20 protein-coding genes are annotated in these 19,576 nt (G+C 36.4%); 9 read left to right on the top strand and 11 right to left on the bottom strand.

Going from position 1 to position 19,576, the window contains the following annotated elements; genetic code table 11:
* Positions 1-25: 25 nt before the first annotated feature.
* The 4 genes from FLUTA_RS11225 to upp all read right to left on the bottom strand — a co-directional run bounded on the left by FLUTA_RS11225 (position 26) and on the right by upp (position 3,184).
* Positions 26-1,165 carry a DEAD/DEAH box helicase gene (locus FLUTA_RS11225; protein WP_013686996.1) on the bottom strand — a complete coding sequence of 380 codons (1,140 nt, stop codon included), beginning with the start codon at positions 1,163-1,165 and terminating at the stop codon, positions 26-28.
* Positions 1,166-1,334: 169 nt separating this feature from the next.
* Positions 1,335-2,051: a YjjG family noncanonical pyrimidine nucleotidase gene (locus FLUTA_RS11220; protein ID WP_013686995.1), complete on the bottom strand. Its 717-nt coding sequence runs from the start codon at positions 2,049-2,051 to the stop codon at positions 1,335-1,337.
* Positions 2,052-2,522 carry a hypothetical protein gene (locus FLUTA_RS11215; RefSeq protein ID WP_013686994.1) on the bottom strand — a complete coding sequence of 157 codons (471 nt, stop codon included), beginning with the start codon at positions 2,520-2,522 and terminating at the stop codon, positions 2,052-2,054.
* A gap of 14 nt (positions 2,523-2,536) precedes the next feature.
* A complete protein-coding gene (gene upp / locus FLUTA_RS11210; protein ID WP_013686993.1) occupies positions 2,537-3,184 on the bottom strand; it encodes a uracil phosphoribosyltransferase in 648 nt (215 codons plus the stop codon).
* A gap of 166 nt (positions 3,185-3,350) precedes the next feature.
* On the opposite strand from upp, the gene FLUTA_RS11205 reads away from it, so the two are divergent.
* Positions 3,351-5,111: an ABC transporter ATP-binding protein gene (locus tag FLUTA_RS11205; RefSeq protein WP_013686992.1), complete on the top strand. Its 1,761-nt coding sequence runs from the start codon at positions 3,351-3,353 to the stop codon at positions 5,109-5,111.
* Positions 5,108-5,974: a substrate-binding domain-containing protein gene (locus FLUTA_RS11200; RefSeq protein ID WP_013686991.1), complete on the top strand. Its 867-nt coding sequence runs from the start codon at positions 5,108-5,110 to the stop codon at positions 5,972-5,974. Before FLUTA_RS11205 ends, FLUTA_RS11200 begins: the two co-directional genes overlap by 4 nt.
* 67 nt (positions 5,975-6,041) lie before the next feature.
* Here the strand turns inward: FLUTA_RS11200 and FLUTA_RS11195 are convergent, their stop codons facing one another.
* Positions 6,042-6,314: a hypothetical protein gene (locus FLUTA_RS11195; protein ID WP_013686990.1), complete on the bottom strand. Its 273-nt coding sequence runs from the start codon at positions 6,312-6,314 to the stop codon at positions 6,042-6,044.
* Between the two features lie 25 nt (positions 6,315-6,339).
* Here FLUTA_RS11195 and FLUTA_RS11190 point away from each other — a divergent pair, with 25 nt between their 5' ends.
* Positions 6,340-6,762 carry a hypothetical protein gene (locus FLUTA_RS11190; protein ID WP_013686989.1) on the top strand — a complete coding sequence of 141 codons (423 nt, stop codon included), beginning with the start codon at positions 6,340-6,342 and terminating at the stop codon, positions 6,760-6,762.
* Here FLUTA_RS11190 and FLUTA_RS11185 read toward each other — a convergent pair.
* Entirely contained in the window at positions 6,759-8,264 is a 1,506-nt protein-coding gene (locus tag FLUTA_RS11185) for an ArnT family glycosyltransferase (RefSeq protein WP_013686988.1), read from the bottom strand. The two genes, FLUTA_RS11190 and FLUTA_RS11185, sit on opposite strands and share 4 nt — an antisense overlap.
* A gap of 212 nt (positions 8,265-8,476) precedes the next feature.
* On the opposite strand from FLUTA_RS11185, the gene FLUTA_RS11180 reads away from it, so the two are divergent.
* From FLUTA_RS11180 to FLUTA_RS11160, 5 genes are read left to right on the top strand one after another with little or no spacing between them, the layout of a single operon-like run.
* On the top strand, positions 8,477-8,944 hold the full coding sequence (locus FLUTA_RS11180; RefSeq protein WP_148235431.1) for a hypothetical protein: 468 nt from the start codon (positions 8,477-8,479) through the stop codon (positions 8,942-8,944).
* A 54-nt stretch (positions 8,945-8,998) separates the two neighbouring features.
* Positions 8,999-10,072 carry a hypothetical protein gene (locus FLUTA_RS11175; protein ID WP_013686986.1) on the top strand — a complete coding sequence of 358 codons (1,074 nt, stop codon included), beginning with the start codon at positions 8,999-9,001 and terminating at the stop codon, positions 10,070-10,072.
* Between the two features lie 10 nt (positions 10,073-10,082).
* Positions 10,083-11,165: a hypothetical protein gene (locus tag FLUTA_RS11170; protein WP_013686985.1), complete on the top strand. Its 1,083-nt coding sequence runs from the start codon at positions 10,083-10,085 to the stop codon at positions 11,163-11,165.
* Positions 11,166-11,175: 10 nt separating this feature from the next.
* Positions 11,176-12,261 (top strand): hypothetical protein, encoded by a 1,086-nt coding sequence (locus tag FLUTA_RS11165; protein ID WP_013686984.1) that lies wholly within the window; start codon positions 11,176-11,178, stop codon positions 12,259-12,261.
* A 9-nt stretch (positions 12,262-12,270) separates the two neighbouring features.
* A complete protein-coding gene (locus FLUTA_RS11160; protein WP_013686983.1) occupies positions 12,271-12,747 on the top strand; it encodes a hypothetical protein in 477 nt (158 codons plus the stop codon).
* Positions 12,748-12,871: 124 nt separating this feature from the next.
* On the opposite strand, the gene ahcY is transcribed toward FLUTA_RS11160, so the two are convergent.
* Entirely contained in the window at positions 12,872-14,185 is a 1,314-nt protein-coding gene (ahcY, locus tag FLUTA_RS11155) for an adenosylhomocysteinase (protein WP_013686982.1), read from the bottom strand.
* Positions 14,186-14,342: 157 nt separating this feature from the next.
* Positions 14,343-15,119, bottom strand: coding sequence for a class I SAM-dependent methyltransferase (locus FLUTA_RS11150; protein ID WP_013686981.1), 777 nt, complete (start codon positions 15,117-15,119; stop codon positions 14,343-14,345).
* Between the two features lie 73 nt (positions 15,120-15,192).
* On the opposite strand from FLUTA_RS11150, the gene FLUTA_RS20800 reads away from it, so the two are divergent.
* The gene (locus FLUTA_RS20800) at positions 15,193-15,804 is read left to right on the top strand and encodes a TetR/AcrR family transcriptional regulator (protein ID WP_013686980.1); all 612 of its coding nucleotides are present in this window, start codon (positions 15,193-15,195) and stop codon (positions 15,802-15,804) included.
* Between the two features lie 107 nt (positions 15,805-15,911).
* Here FLUTA_RS20800 and FLUTA_RS11140 read toward each other — a convergent pair whose 3' ends face one another.
* From FLUTA_RS11140 to ftsA, 3 genes are all read right to left on the bottom strand, one after another.
* Complete coding sequence (locus FLUTA_RS11140) at positions 15,912-16,361, bottom strand: GatB/YqeY domain-containing protein (RefSeq protein ID WP_013686979.1); 450 nt, start codon at positions 16,359-16,361, stop codon at positions 15,912-15,914.
* 82 nt (positions 16,362-16,443) lie between these two features.
* A complete protein-coding gene (ftsZ, locus tag FLUTA_RS11135; protein WP_013686978.1) occupies positions 16,444-17,982 on the bottom strand; it encodes a cell division protein FtsZ in 1,539 nt (512 codons plus the stop codon).
* Between the two features lie 126 nt (positions 17,983-18,108).
* On the bottom strand, positions 18,109-19,398 hold the full coding sequence (ftsA, locus tag FLUTA_RS11130; RefSeq protein ID WP_013686977.1) for a cell division protein FtsA: 1,290 nt from the start codon (positions 19,396-19,398) through the stop codon (positions 18,109-18,111).
* Between the last annotated feature and the right edge of the window lie 178 nt (positions 19,399-19,576).

The following is a 19,576-nucleotide window of genomic DNA, read 5'->3' as shown; positions in this document are numbered from 1 at the left end:
TGCGTGTTCCTGGGAATGGAGTTAATTATGCGTTTAAATCAAGTCCGTCTGTTTCTTCAAACGGAACCTGTTTTCCCATTTTCTTTTGGATAATTTTAAAATGATGTTCGTCTTCTGGTGTTACAAAAGTCAATGCCTCACCAGTTGATTCCGCTCTTCCTGTACGACCAATGCGGTGTACATAATCTTTGGGAGAGCGCGGTAATTCGTAGTTAATTACGAAGGGTAAAAATTCGATATCGATTCCACGAGAGATCAAATCTGTGGCGACCAACACTTTCAAATGTCCCGCTTTGAAATTACGGAGGACTTTATTTCGCGCATCCTGACTTTTCTTACTGTGAATGGCTTGCGCATCAATGTTATTTTTACGAAGCTTTTCAACTACTTGATCTGCTTTGAATGTAGAACTCGTGAAAATCAACACTTGTTTCATATTGCGAGACCGAATCAAATAACGCAACAACGGGCCTTTTCGCTCATCGGAAACACGGTAAGCTGTTTGCTGGATTAGCTCAACCGAATCCTCTTCATTTTCAATTTTGAGTACGATTGGTTCATGCAAAATCAATTGAGTGATTTCAGAAACTTTGTCATTCAGAGTTGCCGAAAACAATAAATTCTGTCTTTTCTTCGGGATCCAGCTCAAAATGCGTTTCATTTCCTCTTGAAAATCCAAGTTCAGCAATTTATCTGCCTCATCTAAAACCAAAGACTTTAAAGTACTTAAGTGAATTGCATTGGATTCAGCGAGTTCAATCAAACGACCAGGAGTTGCGATGAGAATAGAAACTCCCATCATTGCCTTCATTTGCGGATTGATGGAAACACCTCCGTAAACAGCTTTCACTTTTAATGGTTCAGGAAGTTTATGTGCAAAAGATTTGAAGACTTCTTCCACTTGAATCGCTAATTCACGCGTTGGAACTAAAATAAGCGATTGAATATGTCGGTTTTTTGCTTTTTCAACTTTAGATAGTTGTGCTAAAACAGGGAGTACATAACTCGCTGTTTTTCCAGAGCCTGTTGGGGCAATTCCTAGCACATCTTTTCCAGTTAAAATAGCTGGAATAGCCAATTCCTGAATCGGAGTAGGCTTCTCGTAGGTCATTTCGGTTAAAGCTTGAAGTAAAAAAGGCGATAAGCCGAAAGAAGAAAAAGACATCCAATTTTATTTGAGGGCACAAAGATAGGTAATTAGATTTTAAGATGTCAGGATATTAAGATATTAGGACTTCAAGATTTTAAGACTGAAGACGAAGACTTGATAAGAGAAACCAAAAAAAGTCTTGAATCTTAACTCTCCTCGTTTTAAATGTCTAAAAAAACAAGTGTTAATTCCCAACAATCGGCAACAAATTTACCACTTCAGGTATTTCCAACAGTTCACGAATGCGTGGAACATTTCGTTCTTTTTTGTACCTGTGCTCTGGATCAAAATGAATGGCAGTCCAACCCGCGTTTAAAGCTCCAATGATATCTGCTTTGAAATCATCACCGATCATAATGGCATGTTCTCTTTTGCAAGATGTTAATCGCTGTGCTTCTTGAAAAATTTCGCGATGCGGTTTTGTAACGCCAATTTCTTCTGAACATAGAACTGTTTTGAAAAACTGACTAATTCCGCTTTTTGCCAATTTAATGTGCTGTACTTCTTTGAACCCATTCGTAATGATGTGTAACGAATAATCCTGTTCTCGTAAAGATTCCAACATTTCAACAGCTCCAGGAAACAGGTTTGTTTGCTGAGGCGATAATTCAATATAACCATCACTCATTTGTTGTGCGAGCTCATTGTTGTTAATTCCGTGATGAGCTAGGGTTTGTTTGAAACGATTATCCCGCAATTCTTCCTTCGTCAATTTTCCATTCCCATATTTTTGCCACAAATCTGCATTGATCTTGATATACGTATGGTGAAAATGTCTGAAATGATCAATGGTATCCCCCAACTTTAAATCATCATACAACTGCTGTAATGCGAAACGCGAATTGGTTTCAAAATCCCACAGGGTTCTGTCAAGGTCAAAAAATAACTGACGAATTTTCATCTAAAAAAGTGCTTTGATTCCGTAGGCTAATCCAGTTGTAACAGCTCCATTGATGCAAATCCCCAATAAAATCAACGGAAATGTACGTTTTTCTTTTCCGTAGAATTTAGCCGTCACAATTGATCCAACGGGAACCGATAAAAATAAGGGGGCGTAAAATGCTATTCCATAAATTCCAAGGCGGCGTTTCAATTTCACAATAAGTTTGTTGAACCGTGTAAACTTTGGTTTATACTTTAATGGTGTTCCATTTGTAATGGATGCGTGTAAAAGTGCTTTGCGTTTCTTGTGTGCGCGAATCATGAAAAACTCACTCGAAAAGTAAAAAATAAATGCAGCCACGAAAGCTCCAGCTACGCAGGAAAGATAGGTTTCAAGAAAATTTAGTTTCATTGCTGGTCCTCCAAACGGGGCAAACATAAATTTGATCATTGATAAACCAAAGAGTGATATATATAAGTGCCAGTGCATAGTATTTTATCTCCTTAACATTTTACTCCATAAGCCAAATCTCCTGCATCGCCCAAACCTGGGACAATGTAAGATTGAGCGGTTAATTCTTTATCAATAGCACCTACCCAAATCGTAATTGTTTCTGGTAAATGCTTTTTCACATATTCAATAGCCTCAGGAGCTGCAATAGCTGCAACAATATGAACTTTAGCTGGTTTCCCTTGCTTTAAAAGCGCTTTGTAAACCATGACCATCGAACTTCCTGTTGCTAACATTGGATCTGAAATAATTACTGTTTTTCCATCAATAGAAGGAGCAGCCAAATATTCCACGTGAATGTCAAAATCTTCCGCGTTCTTATGTTTTCTATAAGCCGAAACAAAAGCACTTTCTGCGCGATCAAAGTAATTCAATAAACCTTGATGCATGGGCAATCCTGCACGTAAAATAGTTGCTAAAACAGGTTGTTGCTTTAACCTTGAAACCTCCGCTTCACCCAAAGGAGTTGTCACCAATTCTGTTTGATAATCCAATTGTTTGCTAACTTCATAAGCCAAAACCTCCGCAACACGCTCTAGATTCCTTCTAAATCGCATGGGATCAGTTTGAAGGGTGCAATCTCTTAATTCCCCCAAGAACGTATTGAAAATCGATGTCGATTGACCTAAATTGTGAACCATATTTATTGAATATTGGAGGTGAAAATTACTCGTTTACAGGAGCTCCTTTGTCTCCTCACAAATAAAAGCAATAAAAGGCAACAATGGAAATAAAAATGTGATTTCTTAATGAATTTTAGCAGTTAAATTATAGTTCTAAATCAATCCTTAGATGTAATTTTGCAACATGGCTAAACAAAGCAAAATTGATTTCCGAATTTTCAAACGCTTATTAAAGTTTGCAAAGCCCTATTCTGGACTTTTAATTTTAGCCCTTATTTGCACCATTCTCCTTTCAATTATTGGTCCTTTACGTCCAATGATCATTGGAAATACCGTAGAGCAATACTTAGTTAAAACCCAAAATGCATCGCTCTTTTTGAAATGGATTCTTATTGTAGCAGGAATGTTATTATTCGAAGGATTGCTGCAATTTTTGACCACTTTCTTCTCCAATTTCATGGCGCAATCCGTTATTCGAGATATTCGAGTAACCGTTTTCAATCATTTATCTACTTTCCGAATGCAATTCTTCGATCGTTCGCCTGTTGGTGGATTGGTTACTCGGGTTGTTTCAGATATTGAAGCCATCTCCGAAGTTTTCTCTTCAGGTCTCATCGATATTTTAGGCGATTTATTGATGCTGATTGTCGTTTTAACGCTGATGTTTTTAAGCAATTGGCAATTGTCTTTAATGGCATTGATTCCCATTCCGATATTGATTTTGGCAACGCGAATTTTTGCGAAAGCCATGCGAAAAAGCTTTCAACAAGAAGGAACGGCGGTTCATCGCTTGAACTCATTTGTTCAGGAACGTTTGACAGGAATGAACATTGTTCAAATATTTGGACGAGAAAAAAAGGAATATCAATCCTTTCAAGAAGCGAATAAAACGCATCGCCAAGCACATGTAAATGCAGTTTGGGCATTCTCAATTTTCTTTCCTGTGGTTGAATTTTTGAGTTCACTATCTATTGCCTTATTAATTGTTTGGGCAGCATTTTCAATGACTGGAAAAAGAATAGATGACAATCAATTATTTGGTACCGTATTCAGTTTCACCCTTTGGATTCAAATGCTATTCCGACCAATTCGGATGCTAGCAGATAAATTCAATATTTTACAACGAGGAATAGTTCGAGCAGATAAAGTATTTGAATTATTGGATACACAAGATCATGTGCAAGAATCTGGAACGATTGAGATTTGCGATTTTGAACAACCTTTGAAATTTGAACACGTATCTTTCGCTTACAAGGAAGAAGATTGGGTACTGAAAGACATTAATCTGATTATTCAACCAAAAGAAACAATAGCATTTGTTGGTGCAACAGGAGCAGGAAAAACGTCAATTGTCAATCTATTGAGTCGTTTTTATGAATATCAGAAAGGAACTATTCATATTGGAGAAGTTGAATTGCGCGAAATTCACATGGATACTTTACGAAAAAACATTGCAATTGTACTTCAAGATGTATTCTTGTTTTCCGACACGATTCACAACAATATTACCTTAGGTAATGAGGAGATTACCCGCGAAGAAGTTATCGCAGCAGCAAAAGCAGTTGGAGCCGATAGTTTCATTGAAAAATTACCAAATGGCTACGATTACCAAGTGGGTGAACGCGGAGGAGTGCTTTCTGTTGGACAACGACAATTGCTCGCTTTCATTCGAGCTTATGTTTACAATCCACACATTTTGATTTTGGACGAAGCAACTTCAAGCGTTGACAACGAATCTGAATTATTGATTCAACAAGCCACTGAAAGATTAACCAAGGGAAGAACTTCCATCGTTATTGCACACCGATTATCTACCATACAAGCGGCAAATAAAATCATTGTCCTTGACAAAGGTGAAATTCAAGAAATTGGATCTCACGAAGAATTATTACGCAAAGATGGTTTGTACAAAAAGCTGCATTCCATGCAATTTTCAAAGCAATGAAAAACGAATTAGGCCTAAAAATAGGTGGTGTTCCCGAACATTTTAACTTGCCATGGAGATTGGCAATTGAAGAAGGTAAATTTCAAGAAATCGGTTTAAATCTTCATTGGTCGGATATGAGCGGGGGAACTGGTCAAATGATTCGCGGTTTAGAAACTGGATCTATTGACATTGCGGTACTTTTAACAGAAGGAATTACCAAATCTATTTTACAAGGATTAGACGCAAAGATTCTTCAGGTTTATGTTGTTTCACCGTTAAGCTGGGGAATTCATGTTCCAAAAAATGGTGCAATTAAAAAACCAGAAGACATCGAAAATCAAACATTTGCCATTTCTAGATACGGATCAGGTTCACATTTGATGGCTTATGTGATGGCAGATCAATATGGTTGGAATCTGGAAGGATTAAAATTCAACGTAATTGGCGACGTTTATGGTGGTTTGTGGGCATTGGGAAACAAGGAAGCTGAAGCATTTCTATGGGAAAAATACACAACATCTCCATTTGTAGAGCAAGGGAAATGTGATTACGTTGGTGATGTAGTAACTCCATGGCCTTGTTTTGTAATTGCAGCTCGTACTGAAGTTGCCGAGAAGCATGCTGACTTATTAAAGCAAATGTGCGAAATCGTCAATCAAAAAGCAAGCGAGGTAAAAGCACATCCAGATTCAGCAGAAATCATTTCATGGCGTTATAACTTACCGTTGGATCAGGTGAAAAATTGGCTCAATGAAACAGATTGGAATTACAAAGGAATTGAGTATCCACTTGCTTTTGAAAAGACTACGAAATACTTGAAGCAATTAAATTTACTGACAGAAGAAGAAGCGGAAGGCTGGAAGGAAAAGCTGTTTGTCTAAAACAATGTTCAAATACAATTTGTTTTAAACATTTTGAACTCCTTTTAACTTTTTAAACCCTTTTCTATCATCCCCTCGAACCCCGAGAAGATTGCCGTTGTCTTCGGGCATTTCGTTTCACGCTTTTTTTAGCAGACTTGGATTGTTTTGACCAAAATGCCTTCTTCGATTTTTTTGCTTCTTTCTTAGCAGCTTTCGCATCTTTCTTTCTGCGTTTTGCAATTGTTTTCTCCGCTTTAGCAACCGATCCGTCTTGACTATAAGAGGAAGTTACGGATCCTGCACCAAAAATAAGTAGCCCACACAATACAAAGCCTTGTAAAATCGTTCTTAAGTTCATAAATTTATCATTCCAATAACGTAAAGTGAAAATACGAATCTTTTTATTGATATTCCTCTTGATTGGTGTTTCTTGTAAAAAAAACAAAACCCATCCAGTTCCAAGTATTGCTTTTGATTTTCAAATAGATCTTACTTTGCCAAGTTACCAAGACTTAAATAGTGTTGGTGGCTGGGCTTATGTTTCAGGTGGAATCAAAGGAATTATTGTTTACAGACAATCGTTTGATGTCTTTGTAGCTTGGGAGCGCATGTCACCGGAAGACCCAGAGAATATTTGTGCAACTGGATTAACTACTGATTCTACTAATTTTCTTCAATTAAACGATCCTTGTTCAAGCGCTCGTTTCTCCCTGTATGATGGATCGCCAATTGCCAACTCTAGTTGGGGATTAAGGAAATACGAAACCACTTGGAACGGAAGTAATTTATTGCGGATTTATAATTAATCCTTCACCTCCGTTTTCCAAATTTCTACATAAGAATTCGAATTTCTTGGATTTATCCCATGTAGGAACTTGTCTACAAAACTGGGATTTATTTGAGCCTCACGATGCATTTTTGGATAAATCACTTGAAAGGTATCTATTCGCTGTTCCAAGTTTTTTTGTCCGAAGAAGAAAATATAATCCTTCGGTTCTGCGGTGTAAAAACTTGCTGGATTAATAGTATCCAAACTCCAACGTTCGGTCACTGTATAATTCCACTTCCCTGAATAGAAAAATGGCATCATTTCAGGATTTGTTTCACCCGTAGCTTCAATCAAAATACGTTCGTTTCCTTTCACCCTTCCGTTAAGAGAATACATCGTATTAATTCGTGATTGCTTCGATGGCATTACTGTTAGAACACACAATAAAGGAGTATTCAAAATCCAAAAGGAAACCCATGATATTTTCCAAAATTTATTCCAGAATGGACGTTCTCTTAACTGCTCAATACCTAAGAAAACAAGAATAACCACTAAGGGGAAAATAGTCAAAATAAAGCGCTCTTGACGATTTGGAAACCACGAATGAAACAGTAAAAAGATAACCGTCGGCACAAATAAAATCGCATATTTTTTAGCACTTTTGAAATAGGCTACTAAGGCCATTATTCCTAATGGAAAAAGCAATAATCCAAAGAGGACATAGAAATACATAAAGTAATTGTGTCGATTCACTCCCATGTATTGTGTTCCTTCATTCATATTATACACCACATACCCTCTAAATTCTGCAAAAGGATACCCCCAAATGAAATAATCGACTACACCCTGAGTTAAAACGAACAGAAGGATCGAACCTGCCGACATTAATATCAGCTTCCGCCATTCTAATTTGAACACATAATAAATACCGAGCCCTACAGCATAAATGGCAATTTGATACCGAAAAGAAATCGCAACTCCAATGAGTAAACCTGCATAAAACAATGCCCATTTACTATTTTCTTTCAAAGTCAACCAAACTGCCCACATCAAGAATGGAATACTTACCACTTCAACTAAGTTTCTAACTGATAAGAAAGGCATTGCCCACAAAAGTGCCAATAACCAACCGACATAAGTTGCTGTTTTCTTACTTGATAATTTCTCAGTAATCAAATATCCAAATCGAATAATGAGCAATGAAAAGAGTGCATGAACAAACCGATTGATGAGCATCAATACTTTCGGATCTGAAATCCCAAGAGACTTTAGTCCTGAGAAAAAGAGGTAATTCAATCCAACATAGGTAAAACTATGGCCTTCTGGAGTAGAACCCGCTGGTTTGTTCCAAGGCAACCAATGATTGTAATCAAAACCATCTGCCCAAGAGCCAGCCGCCTCAATGACCAAAAAGTGATCGTCGTGCATGGCATAACCTTCTGAAAAAATGGCTGCAATTAAGCGCACAATCAATCCCACAAATAGGATTGTTTTTAATGAAGACCAGTCAATTGTTTTTATTCTTTCTGAAAGTTGCATACACGAAATTAGTGAAGTTCATGCATATAATTAAGTCTGGAGATAAATAACTTCTAAAAACAGATTGAAAACTTGATTTAGAAAATTGGAATCTATTCGAAAACTGTTAAAATTGAAAATTTATTTGGAACTAGTTGTTTTTTTTTTTTACCATTGAACTGTACACCTCGGCCGAAGTAATACATTGTATTATTAATTATTATTCACATTTTATGAAACGAACATTTTTAAGCCTGTCTATCATGGCAGCAATCACTCTCTCTTCTTGCGAGAAGGAAGCAATTAATCCACGAAGCTCAACAGAGAGCTCCTCTAAAACACAAACTTCAACAAATTTTGAGAAATCGAGTGGTGAACCTACTGCATCATCTACTTGGTTTGATCGTGGTGGGAATGACTTTGGTTGTGAAGGATCTCCAACAAACTGCCTGGAAGTAACAATTATAGGTCTTAGTGTGGCCGAGCTTATAACAGATTTTAGTAACAGTGATAACCAAGGAGGATTTGCAACTGCTCATCATGGCACTTTAAGAACAGTTATTGATCCATCTTTGCTAGACAACGTTGTTGCAGGAATAAACACTGTTAAACTAAAAGGAACAATCTCTGCTTCAACCACAGGTTACTTGGTTATTAAAGAACTTGGGGCAGCAAAAATGGTGTATCCATTTCAATTGTAATTTTAAATCTAAAGTTGGGAGAGAAATTTCTCTCCCAACTTAACCCTTCCTAAAATGATGAAATATCTATTCACAACGCTCACAATCTGTTTACTGATTAGTTGCTCTACTAAGAACACGACTATTAAACATGCTCATCTTCAATTGAAGTCGCCGCAATCTTGGTATAATTTATATGATTTTCAAGAAAACGGACTTAAATACTATTACACCTATGAGTTACTAACTGGAAAAAAAATCATTATTTATGATGAAAAAGGAAAACTTCAAAATGAAATTGAACTCACAAAATTTATGGAACAAAACGCTTGTGAATTAAGCGCTGTATTCATTGAAAGTAACAAACAGTTCATTTTACTTAGTAAGAATAACCATATTTTTATAGTTGATGCCGATTTGAAAATTAAAAAAGAATTTTCCTTTTCTAATTTTCACTACAAAGGTCTACATTTCAATCCACCTCTATTTGTAAGTAAAAATGAGATTATTACTGCCGTTTCTGCAACATGGCCTGATGGAAAAAAATTTGATTCAGACTATTCATCCAATGCTCATTTGCATAAGCAACCTAAATTTGTAAAAATAAATAGAACGACGGGAAGGGTGAAAACAACGGGGAGAGATCTCATTAGAAGATATTTAAAGCCGCTAAATCTTGATCTTCAGAGTGTCTTTTATACTTGTGCGAAGGATAGTGAAATAATTTATAATTCAGCATTCACTGATACCATTTATCACATTTCAAGAGCAGGAAAAACAACATCGATAACTCGTGTCGAATCAAAAATTGGAACAATTATTAGTCCTGCTTTTTTATCAAAAGAAATAAGAAAAAATCCAGATATGATACGCAATACGTATGTTTCAAATTCATGGATTTACAAAGTGCTTATTGATGACTTTCAAAAACTGAATTATGTCATCGTCCGAAGACCACTTGAACAATTCGAAGATTTTCCATTTAATGTCTTGATTTATGATGAAAACTGGGAAAAATTGGATGAATTGGAATTTAAAGGTGATACGTATAGACTCAATTTTTTGGTTACCAAAGATGGTTTGCTCATGGAACGTGCCAATAATAATTCAGAAAAACGGGTTTTTGATTGCTTGGAATATACTAACTAAAAAACTAACTATGAAAATGATAAAATATCTATTCACAGCACTCACAATCTGTTTACTGATTAGTTGCTCCACTAAAAACGCTACTATTAAACAAGCTCAGCTTCAATTGAAGTCTCCCAAATCCTGTTACTGGATAAAAATGTATCAGGATAAAGAGCAACATTACTATTATACCTTTGATTTTCTAACCCAGAAAATAATCATGGTTTACAACAAAGCTGGTTATTTGGTCAACGAAATTAATCTTACAAATTTCGAAAAAGAAAATTCTATTGAATTAATTGATGTATTAATCGTAAATCACAACCATTTCATTTTTCTCGCTAACCAGAATAAAATTTTCATTACAGATAGCAAACTCACTATCCAAAAAGAATATGCCTTTTTCAATCAATCTCATCAAGGACACAAAATGTCTCCTTTCTTGTTTTTGAATGACCAGAATGAGCTTACTACCTTCATTTTATCAACATGGCCAGATGGAATACGATTCAAAAACAGCTATCTTTCTGGGCAATACTTACATGCTCAACCTCATTTTGCGAAAATCAACATTGAAAATGGAAAAATGAGGTTAATTGGCAAAAACCTAAGCAATCGTTTCCTAAAACCGAATGAGTTGGAGGCTGATATGATAACACGAACTTGTACTCAAAAGGGCTCCATAATTTACAATACAGCATTCACAGATACCATTTATGAAATTAGTCCTCGTGGTAAAATAAAACCACTTATTCGCATAACATCAAAAATTGGAAACATTACTGTACCTGTAATAACTGCAGAGCAACATAAAAAAGATGCATCAATTGTTCGTTCTACATTTGTATCGAGCTCGTATATCAATAGGGTTTTTATGGATGACTATCGAAAATTGGCTTATGTTATTATTCGAAGACCACTTGAACAATTCGAAGATTTTCCATTTAATATTTTGATCTATGATGAAAACTGGGAGAAATTGGATGAATTGGAATTTAAAGGCGATACGTATAGATTCATTTTTTTGGTTACCAAAGATGGTTTGCTCATGGAACGTGCCAATAATAATTCAGAAAAACGGGTTTTTGATTGCTTGGAATATACTAACTAAAAAACTAACTATGAAAATGATAAAATATCTATTCACAGCACTCACAATCTGTTTACTGATTAGTTGCTCCACTAAGAACACTACTATTAAACAAGCTCATCTTCAATTGAAATCACCTCTATCCTGTTACCGAATAAAAATGTATCAGAATAAAGAGAAAGATTACTACTATACCTTTGATTTACTAACCCAGAAAATAATCATGGTTTACAACAAAGCTGGTTATTTGGTCAACGAAATTAATATTACAAATTTCGAAAAAGAAAATTCTATTGAATTAATCGATGTATTGATCGTAAATCACAACCATTTCATTTTTCTCGCCAACCAGAATAAAATTTTCATTACAGATGGCAAACTCACTATCCAAAAAGAATATGCATTTTTCAATCAATCTCATCAAGGACACAAAATGGCTCCTTTCTTGTTTTTGAATGACCAGAATGAACTTACTACCTTCATTTTATCAACATGGCCAGATGGAATACGATTCAAAAACAGCTATCTTTCTGGGCAATACTTAAATGCTCAACCTCATTTTGCGAAAATCAACATTGAAAATGGTAAAATGAGGTTAATTGGCCAAAACCTAAGCAATCGTTTCCTAAAACCGAATGAATTGAAGGCTGATGTACCAATTGAGAGAACCTTCACTCAAAATGGCACAGTCATTTACTGTGCACCATTCACAGACACCATTTATGAAATTAGTCCTCGTAGTAAAATAAAACCACTTATTCGCATAACATCAAAAATTGGAAACATTACTGTACCTGTAATAACTGCAGAGCAACATAAAAAAGATGCATCCATTGTTCGTTCTACATTTGTATCGAGCTCGTATATCAATAGGGTTTTTATGGATGACTATCGAAAATTGGCTTATGTTATTATTCGAAGACCACTTGAACAATTCGAAGATTTTCCATTTAATATTTTGATCTATGATGAAAACTGGGAGAAATTGGATGAATTGGAATTTAAAGGCGATACGTATAGATTCATTTTTTTGGTAACCAAAGATGGTTTGCTCATGGAACGTGCCAATAATAATTCAGAAAAACGGATTTTTGATTGCTTGGAATATACTAACTAAAAACTAACTATGAAAATGATGAAACTATTCATATCACTATTGTTTGTGAGTCTTGTGATTTTTTCTTGTGGAGATTCGAAAGGAAAGAAATCGGTACAAAAACTACTTTCTAATTATGAGAAATTGGTTCAATATTGTACAGATAAAAATCAGACTCTCGATCACTATACAACAATCATTGTGATTAATGAAATTGGAACATGTATCAATTGCAATAATATTTTCTCCAAAAGTCAGGGTAAAAATCTAGATTCCGATTCTATTCTTTTCATTGTTTCAGGCATTGGAACTAAAGTAGATCTTTCTGCATACGTAGACCGAAAAGCTCCGAATCTGATATACGACGATTCTGCTGGATTTGATACGCTCAATATTGTGAAATCCTGTGCAATTATTACCATTTCTGGAAAAAAAATCAATTCAATTGAAGAAATCAATGTGAAAAATGTGTATGAGGTTTCAAATCGCGGCCAAGGAGTGAATTAGATGAAGGTGTGGAACCAAGAGGATGAATCCCTTGGGACGCGCGTGCGTATGAAACAAAAAAGGAACCCCTTTGCGCTACAGCGTAAGCGTTCGGGATTCCTTTCCAGCAAATTAATGTCTGTTCTTAATATCTGTAAGCATCAGATTTGTAAGGACCATCAACCGTTACACCGATATAAGCAGCCTGCTCATTCGATAACGTTTCCAATTCTACTCCGATTTTTGCTAAATGCAAACGAGCTACTTTTTCATCCAAATGTTTTGGCAAAACGTACACATCATTCTCATAGTTTTTATGGTTTTCCCACAATTCCAATTGAGCCAATGTTTGGTTTGTAAATGAATTCGACATTACGAATGAAGGGTGACCAGTTGCACAACCTAAATTCACCAAACGACCTTCAGCCAAGATAATCACATCGTTTCCTTTTACATTGTAAATATCCACTTGTGGCTTCACTGTGTTTTTAGTACTTCCGTAATTTCCATTCAACCAAGCCATATCGATTTCGTTATCGAAGTGACCAATGTTACAAACGATCGCTTTGTCTTTCATGTTCTCAAAGTGACGACCAACGATGATGTCTTTGTTTCCTGTTGTAGTAACAATGATATCTGCGTTCGAAACAACTGTATCCAATTTTTTCACTTCATATCCGTCCATCGCAGCTTGCAACGCACAGATTGGATCGATTTCAGTAACAATTACACGAGCTCCAGCACCGCTTAATGAAGCAGCAGAACCTTTACCAACGTCACCATAACCACAAACAACAGCTACTTTTCCAGCCATCATTACGTCAGTTGCACGACGAATTGAATCTACCAAAGATTCTTTACATCCGTATTTGTTATCGAATTTTGATTTTGTAACTGAATCATTTACATTGATTGCAGGCATCACCAACGTTCCGTTTTTCTTACGTTCGTGTAAACGGTGAACTCCTGTTGTAGTTTCTTCAGATAAACCACGAATTCCAGCAGTCAATTCAGGAAAACGATCAAAAACCATATTCGTTAAATCACCGCCATCATCCAAAATCATATTCAAAGGTTCTCCACCTTCAAATGCGAAGATTGTTTGCTCAATACACCAGTCAAATTCCTCTTCATTCATACCTTTCCAAGCATAAACAGGAATTCCAGCAGCAGCAATTGCAGCAGCAGCGTGATCTTGAGTTGAGAAGATATTACAAGAAGACCAAGTAACTTCTGCTCCTAATTCAACCAATGTTTCGATCAAAACGGCAGTTTGAATAGTCATGTGTAAACATCCTGCAATACGTGCACCTTTCAACGGTTTTTTCGCACCGTAATCTGCACGCAAGGACATTAATCCTGGCATTTCTGCTTCTGCTAAAACGATCTCTTTGCGACCCCATTCAGCCAATGAGATGTCTTTTACTTTGTAAGCTAATTTTTCTGTTGTATTACTCATAAATGATTATTTGCTCTAATTTTAAGATTGCAAAGTTAGCAAACTGCTTTGTGAATAAAAAATTAAAATTAGAAGTATTATACATAATCATAAAACAGTTCATCCCAGAAAAAGTTCAAACGGTTTCGTACAAATATTCATTTTGAATCTATAACTTCTAAGAACCCTTCGGTTCGCCTATTAAATACAGAATACCAGCTGGGCCTGATTTTTGTCTTCCTACTTTCCAATCGAAATTTTCATGCCCATTCACTCGAGAAATCAACTCGTTCATTTCTGGTATGGTATAAGTCCTCAATGCAGATAGAATCCCATCGAGCATCACGAAAAGAGGAACTAAAGGAATAAGATAGGTGAAAACAATTCGACCGATTGAAAAGGGTTTAATAAATGGTGTCATCAACAGAACATTTATTGGAGAAAAAATCATAGCAAGGATACTTTTTAAATTGCGTTCCTGGGATTCAAAAATTGCAATCGAACTTTTGGAGTCGACCGCATTTTGAAGAATTTGAACCGCATCTTCTTCTTTGAAATGATGTAAGGACAAAAACTGAGTACGCACACCTTTTAAGTCAGAAGGAACTAAACGAGCATCTATCGATTGTGTTTCGTATTTAAAATTCGACGCTTGTTTGGCAACATACTCAAAGGCTTTCAAATTGGGATAATAATCTGTAAGAACAATTTCCAAATTTGGGTGTTCTTCTTTCAAGCGGTTAGACAACTTGAATAAACCGCCGCCGCCGCCAGAGGCCAAATCAATAATTCGTTGCTCTCCACTATTTTTAATCGTTTCTGATAAAAGCGGTGTAATTGCTTTATAAATATCAAATTGATTGGAAATAAACTGCAAAAAATCGGTCAAGTAATTTCTTAAAAAACCTGGAAACCAAGATTGATCTTCGAATTCAAATAATTGTTTACGCTTCATAACGGAATTTTTAATTATCTTTAGGTCAAAGGTACTAAAATTATTGATTTAGGTCAAGATTACTAAAAATAAAATGAAAACAAGAGATAAAATATTGCATACAGCCTTGAACTTATTCAACACCCATGGAGTTCCAAATGTTACTTTGCGGAGAATTGCAGCCGAAATGTTTATCAGTCAAGGGAATTTGAACTACCATTTCAAACACCGAGAAGATATTATTGAGGCACTTTTTTTCCAATTAATGGAAACATTTGAAGAAGAAAAGGCGAAATTGGATACCGAAAAAATGGATTTTCAGTTTGTTCTGGATTCTACCAGAAACGGCATGGAAGCATTATTCAAATTTCGATTTTTAATGATTGATTTCAATCAGAACATGCGTGAAAATCCAAAACTGCACGAACATTTCAAGCAACTCGAAGAAGTCAGACGAACAACTTATTTGTATTCCTTTGATTTAGCGATTAAAGCTGGAATCATGCGGGCACCTGCATTTGAAGGAGAATATAACGGATTGAATGAGCGCATTCGCGTTTTCAGTGATTATTGGATTGCATCCGCAGAAGTTTATGGCGAACCAGTTGAAAGTACGGTAGATAAATATCACAACTTGTTGGTAGAAATGTTCTTTCCATATTTCACGAAAGATTCGCAACGGGAGTTTTTGTTAAAGAGATTATAGTTTGTGGACGCTATGCATCGCGTCACAACAAAAAATCCCGCTCAAACGAACGGGATTCTCCAACAATAAAAACTGAGTCTAAGGAAAACTCGTTTATTACTATAATTCTATTTAGCCAATGCTTCTTTGACCAATTCAGCAACACGTTTTCCGTCAGCTTTACCAGCCAACTGAGCACTTACAGGCCCCATTACTTTACCCATATCTTGCGGTCCGCTTGCGCCAACTTCAGCAACTTTAGCCGCTATAATTGCACGAACTTCGTCTTCAGACATCATTTTTGGCAAGTAATCTTCTAATACTTTTGCTTGAAACAATTCTTCTTCCGCCAAATCATTTCTCCCTTGATCTACATAAATCTGATACGTTTCCATGCGTTGTTTGTGCAATTTCAAAACGATTTTATTCGCTGCTTCTTCGCTCAACTCGCCAGAACTACCCGACGTTGCCTCAAGTAATAATTTGCTTTTAATATCACGCAAAACTGCAAGGCGTTCTTTTTCCTTTGCAAGCATTGCAGTTTTTATATCCTGATTTATTTTTTCTGTGAAATTCATTTTCTTAGATTTAAGACTGAAGACACAAGACCAAAGACGGATTTGTCTTTAGTCTTAAGTCTCTAGTCTATTCAGTCTTTTATTAATCTACGTTATCGTGTAAGAAAGAGTTGTTTGTTTTGATTCCATCATCTGAAAGTCCGAAACGGCTTACATTCGATTCTTCACTTTTTACAACTTGATCCAAGTGAATGTTTCTACGAACAAATGCTGGCTCATCTTCCAATTCTTTCAAACCTTCAGCTTTCTTCAATTTACTGTTGTAATTTTTGATGCGATCCATACGCTCCATATTACGACGTTGCAATTCTTCAGCGCTTACTGGAGCTTTTTGAACGACGTTCTCCAATTCAACCTTCGCTTGTGTCTCATCTTCTAAGAAAAAACGTTTTGGCGCTTCCTTTTCTTCGATAGAAGACGTTGGACTCGTCATTGGTTTTACTTCCGATTTTACATCCCAGTCAAATTCAATAGTTCCAGCAGAAGGAGCAACTTTCACTTCCTCTACTTTAGCTTCCGCTTTTAAAAAAGGTTGTTCTTCTTCTTTTTTCTCAGGAACTATTTGATGCGTTGGAGATGTCAAGGGAGTTTTAATTTCATTTCTAGGCTCATCTTCCAAAACAGAAATCGTTTTTTCTGGAGCTTTTTCAAAACCCGTAAATGGTAAAGAATTAAATCCCGTTGCTACCAAAGTAACGCTCAATTTATTTCCTAAACTTGGATCGTAACCATGTCCCCAAATAACATCTGCAGAAGAACCTGCTTCATCTTGAATGTAATCCGTGATTTCACCGATTTCATCCATAGTAACTTCGATATCACCGTAAGTAATATTCAACAAGATGTATTTAGCACCTTCAATATTGTTGTCATTCAACAACGGAGAATTCAATGCTTCTTGAACTGCGTTGATTGCACGACCTTCACCTTCAGAAACAGAAGACCCCATGATTGCAACACCTGAATTACGCATTACCGTATTCACATCGTTGAAATCCACGTTGATTGCTCCAGTAGTTGTAATTACGTCAGCAATTCCTTTTGCAGCAGTTGCCAATACATTATCAGCCAAAGCAAATGCTTGAGCCAATGACATATTTCCACCCACTTCACGCAAACGTTCGTTATTGATTACCAATAAGGTATCAACACATTGACGCATAACATCTAATCCTTCTTCGGCCTGCTGACGACGACGACGACCTTCAAAAGCGAAAGGAATCGTTACGATACCAACAGTTAAAATATTTAATTCTTTAGCAACTTGAGCAATCACAGGAGCAGCACCAGTTCCCGTTCCACCACCCATTCCAGCAGTTACGAAAACCATTTTTGTTCCATTTGAAAGCAATGCGCGAATATCTTCAATGTTTTCAACGGCAGCATTTCTTCCAATTTCAGGAATTGCGCCCGCACCACGTCCTTCAGTTAAACTTGGGCCTAATTGAATTTTATAAGGCACTGGAGAAATATCCAAAGCCTGACGGTCTGTATTACAAACGATGAAATCAACACCTTTGATTTCTTGATCGAACATGTGGTTTACAGCATTACTTCCACCACCACCAACACCAATCACTTTGATAATTGACGTTGTTCCTTTTGGCAAATCGAACTCCATATGCTTTTTTTTATTGTTGTTGTTTTTATTGTCTTTTAATTTTCAGCTTCACTCTCACTACAAAAGCTAAGCTTTTTACCCCCCGATATCTATCCGTTGACAGACTCAATCGGGGCTAATTTACTATTACTCCTCTTCCGCGAAGAAATTTTTACTCTTTGTTAACAAAGTATCAAAGAAACTTCCTCTCGTTTTCGTAGAATGTCCTTTTACTTGCCCAGTTACAGCTTCTGTTACGGCCTTCTGAGGAACATCGTTTTCAAATCCTTTCATCACCAATCCAATACCCGTTGCATACATCGGAGACGTAATTGCTTCAATCGTATTTGTAGAAGCCAAATGCTCTGTTGGAAGCCCAATTCTTGTTGTCATCCCAGTCATATACTCAAACAACTGAGTGATGTGTTTCAATTGAGAACCACCTCCAGTAACTACAATTCCAGCTATCATTCTCTTCTCATATCCAGAATTCACAATTTCGTAGTGAACATGCTCAATGATTTCTTCCATACGAGCCTGAATGATACTTGCCAAATTACGAAGTGTAATCTCTTTTGGATCTCTTCCTCTTAAACCTGGAATACAAACAACTTCTGTTTCCAAACTTTCTGAAGCCAAAGCAGAACCGAATTTTACTTTCAATGCTTCCGCATGACGGCGTAAAATCGTACATCCCTCTTTGATATCGTCAGTAATCACATTTCCTCCGAAAGGAATAACAGCTGTATGACGAATAACTCCTTCGTGGAAAATAGCAACATCCGTAGTTCCACCACCGATATCAACCAAAACCACTCCAGCTTCTTTCTCTTCGTCGTTCAAAACAGCATCTGCAGAAGCAATAGGCTCCAAAATGATATCTTTTACTTGAAGTCCAGATTTATCAACACAAATCTTAATATTCTTCGCCGCATTTATTTGACCTGTAATAATGTGGAAATTTGCCTCTAAGCGAACTCCCATCATTCCAATTGGATCAATAATACCTGTTTCGTTATCAACAATATATTCCTGTGGCAACACATGGATAATTTCTTCTCCTGGAGGCATTACCAATTTATACATATCATCAATCAATGCATTGATATCCTTTTGAGAAATCTCAACATCTGGATTGTTTCTTGTATATATCCCTCGGTGCTGTAAGCTTTTAATGTGCTGACCAGCGATCCCTACATTCACCACGCGAATAATCAAATCTGCATCCACTCGGTTTTGAGCTTCTTCTACTGCCGATTTAATAGACTGCACTGTTTTCTCAATATTGGACACGATTCCTCTGGCAACACCTAAAGACTCGCTTTTTCCCATGGAAATAATTTCAATTTTCCCATGTTCATTCTTCGTTCCCACCAAACATGCAATTTTAGTGGTCCCAATATCCAATCCAACTACAATCTTTTTTCCCGCTGACATAAACTCTTCTTTTTCTTCAATTTACATCCCGACAACTATCGGGACTAAACTTCATCGTTTAACATTCCTCAAATAGAATTTATCCAATTAATTCCTGTCTTTATCGATTGAAAACCATCACATATCGATGTTTTGGTTCTTACCTATAATAGGGTATGTACAAACTTAAATTTTATTT

The sequence above is a fragment of the Fluviicola taffensis DSM 16823 genome (assembly GCF_000194605.1).
Taxonomy (GTDB): Bacteria; Bacteroidota; Bacteroidia; order Flavobacteriales_D; family Crocinitomicaceae; genus Fluviicola; species Fluviicola taffensis.
Note: the sequence above shows the minus strand (reverse complement) of the source record. Positions and strands in the feature narration are given on the sequence as shown.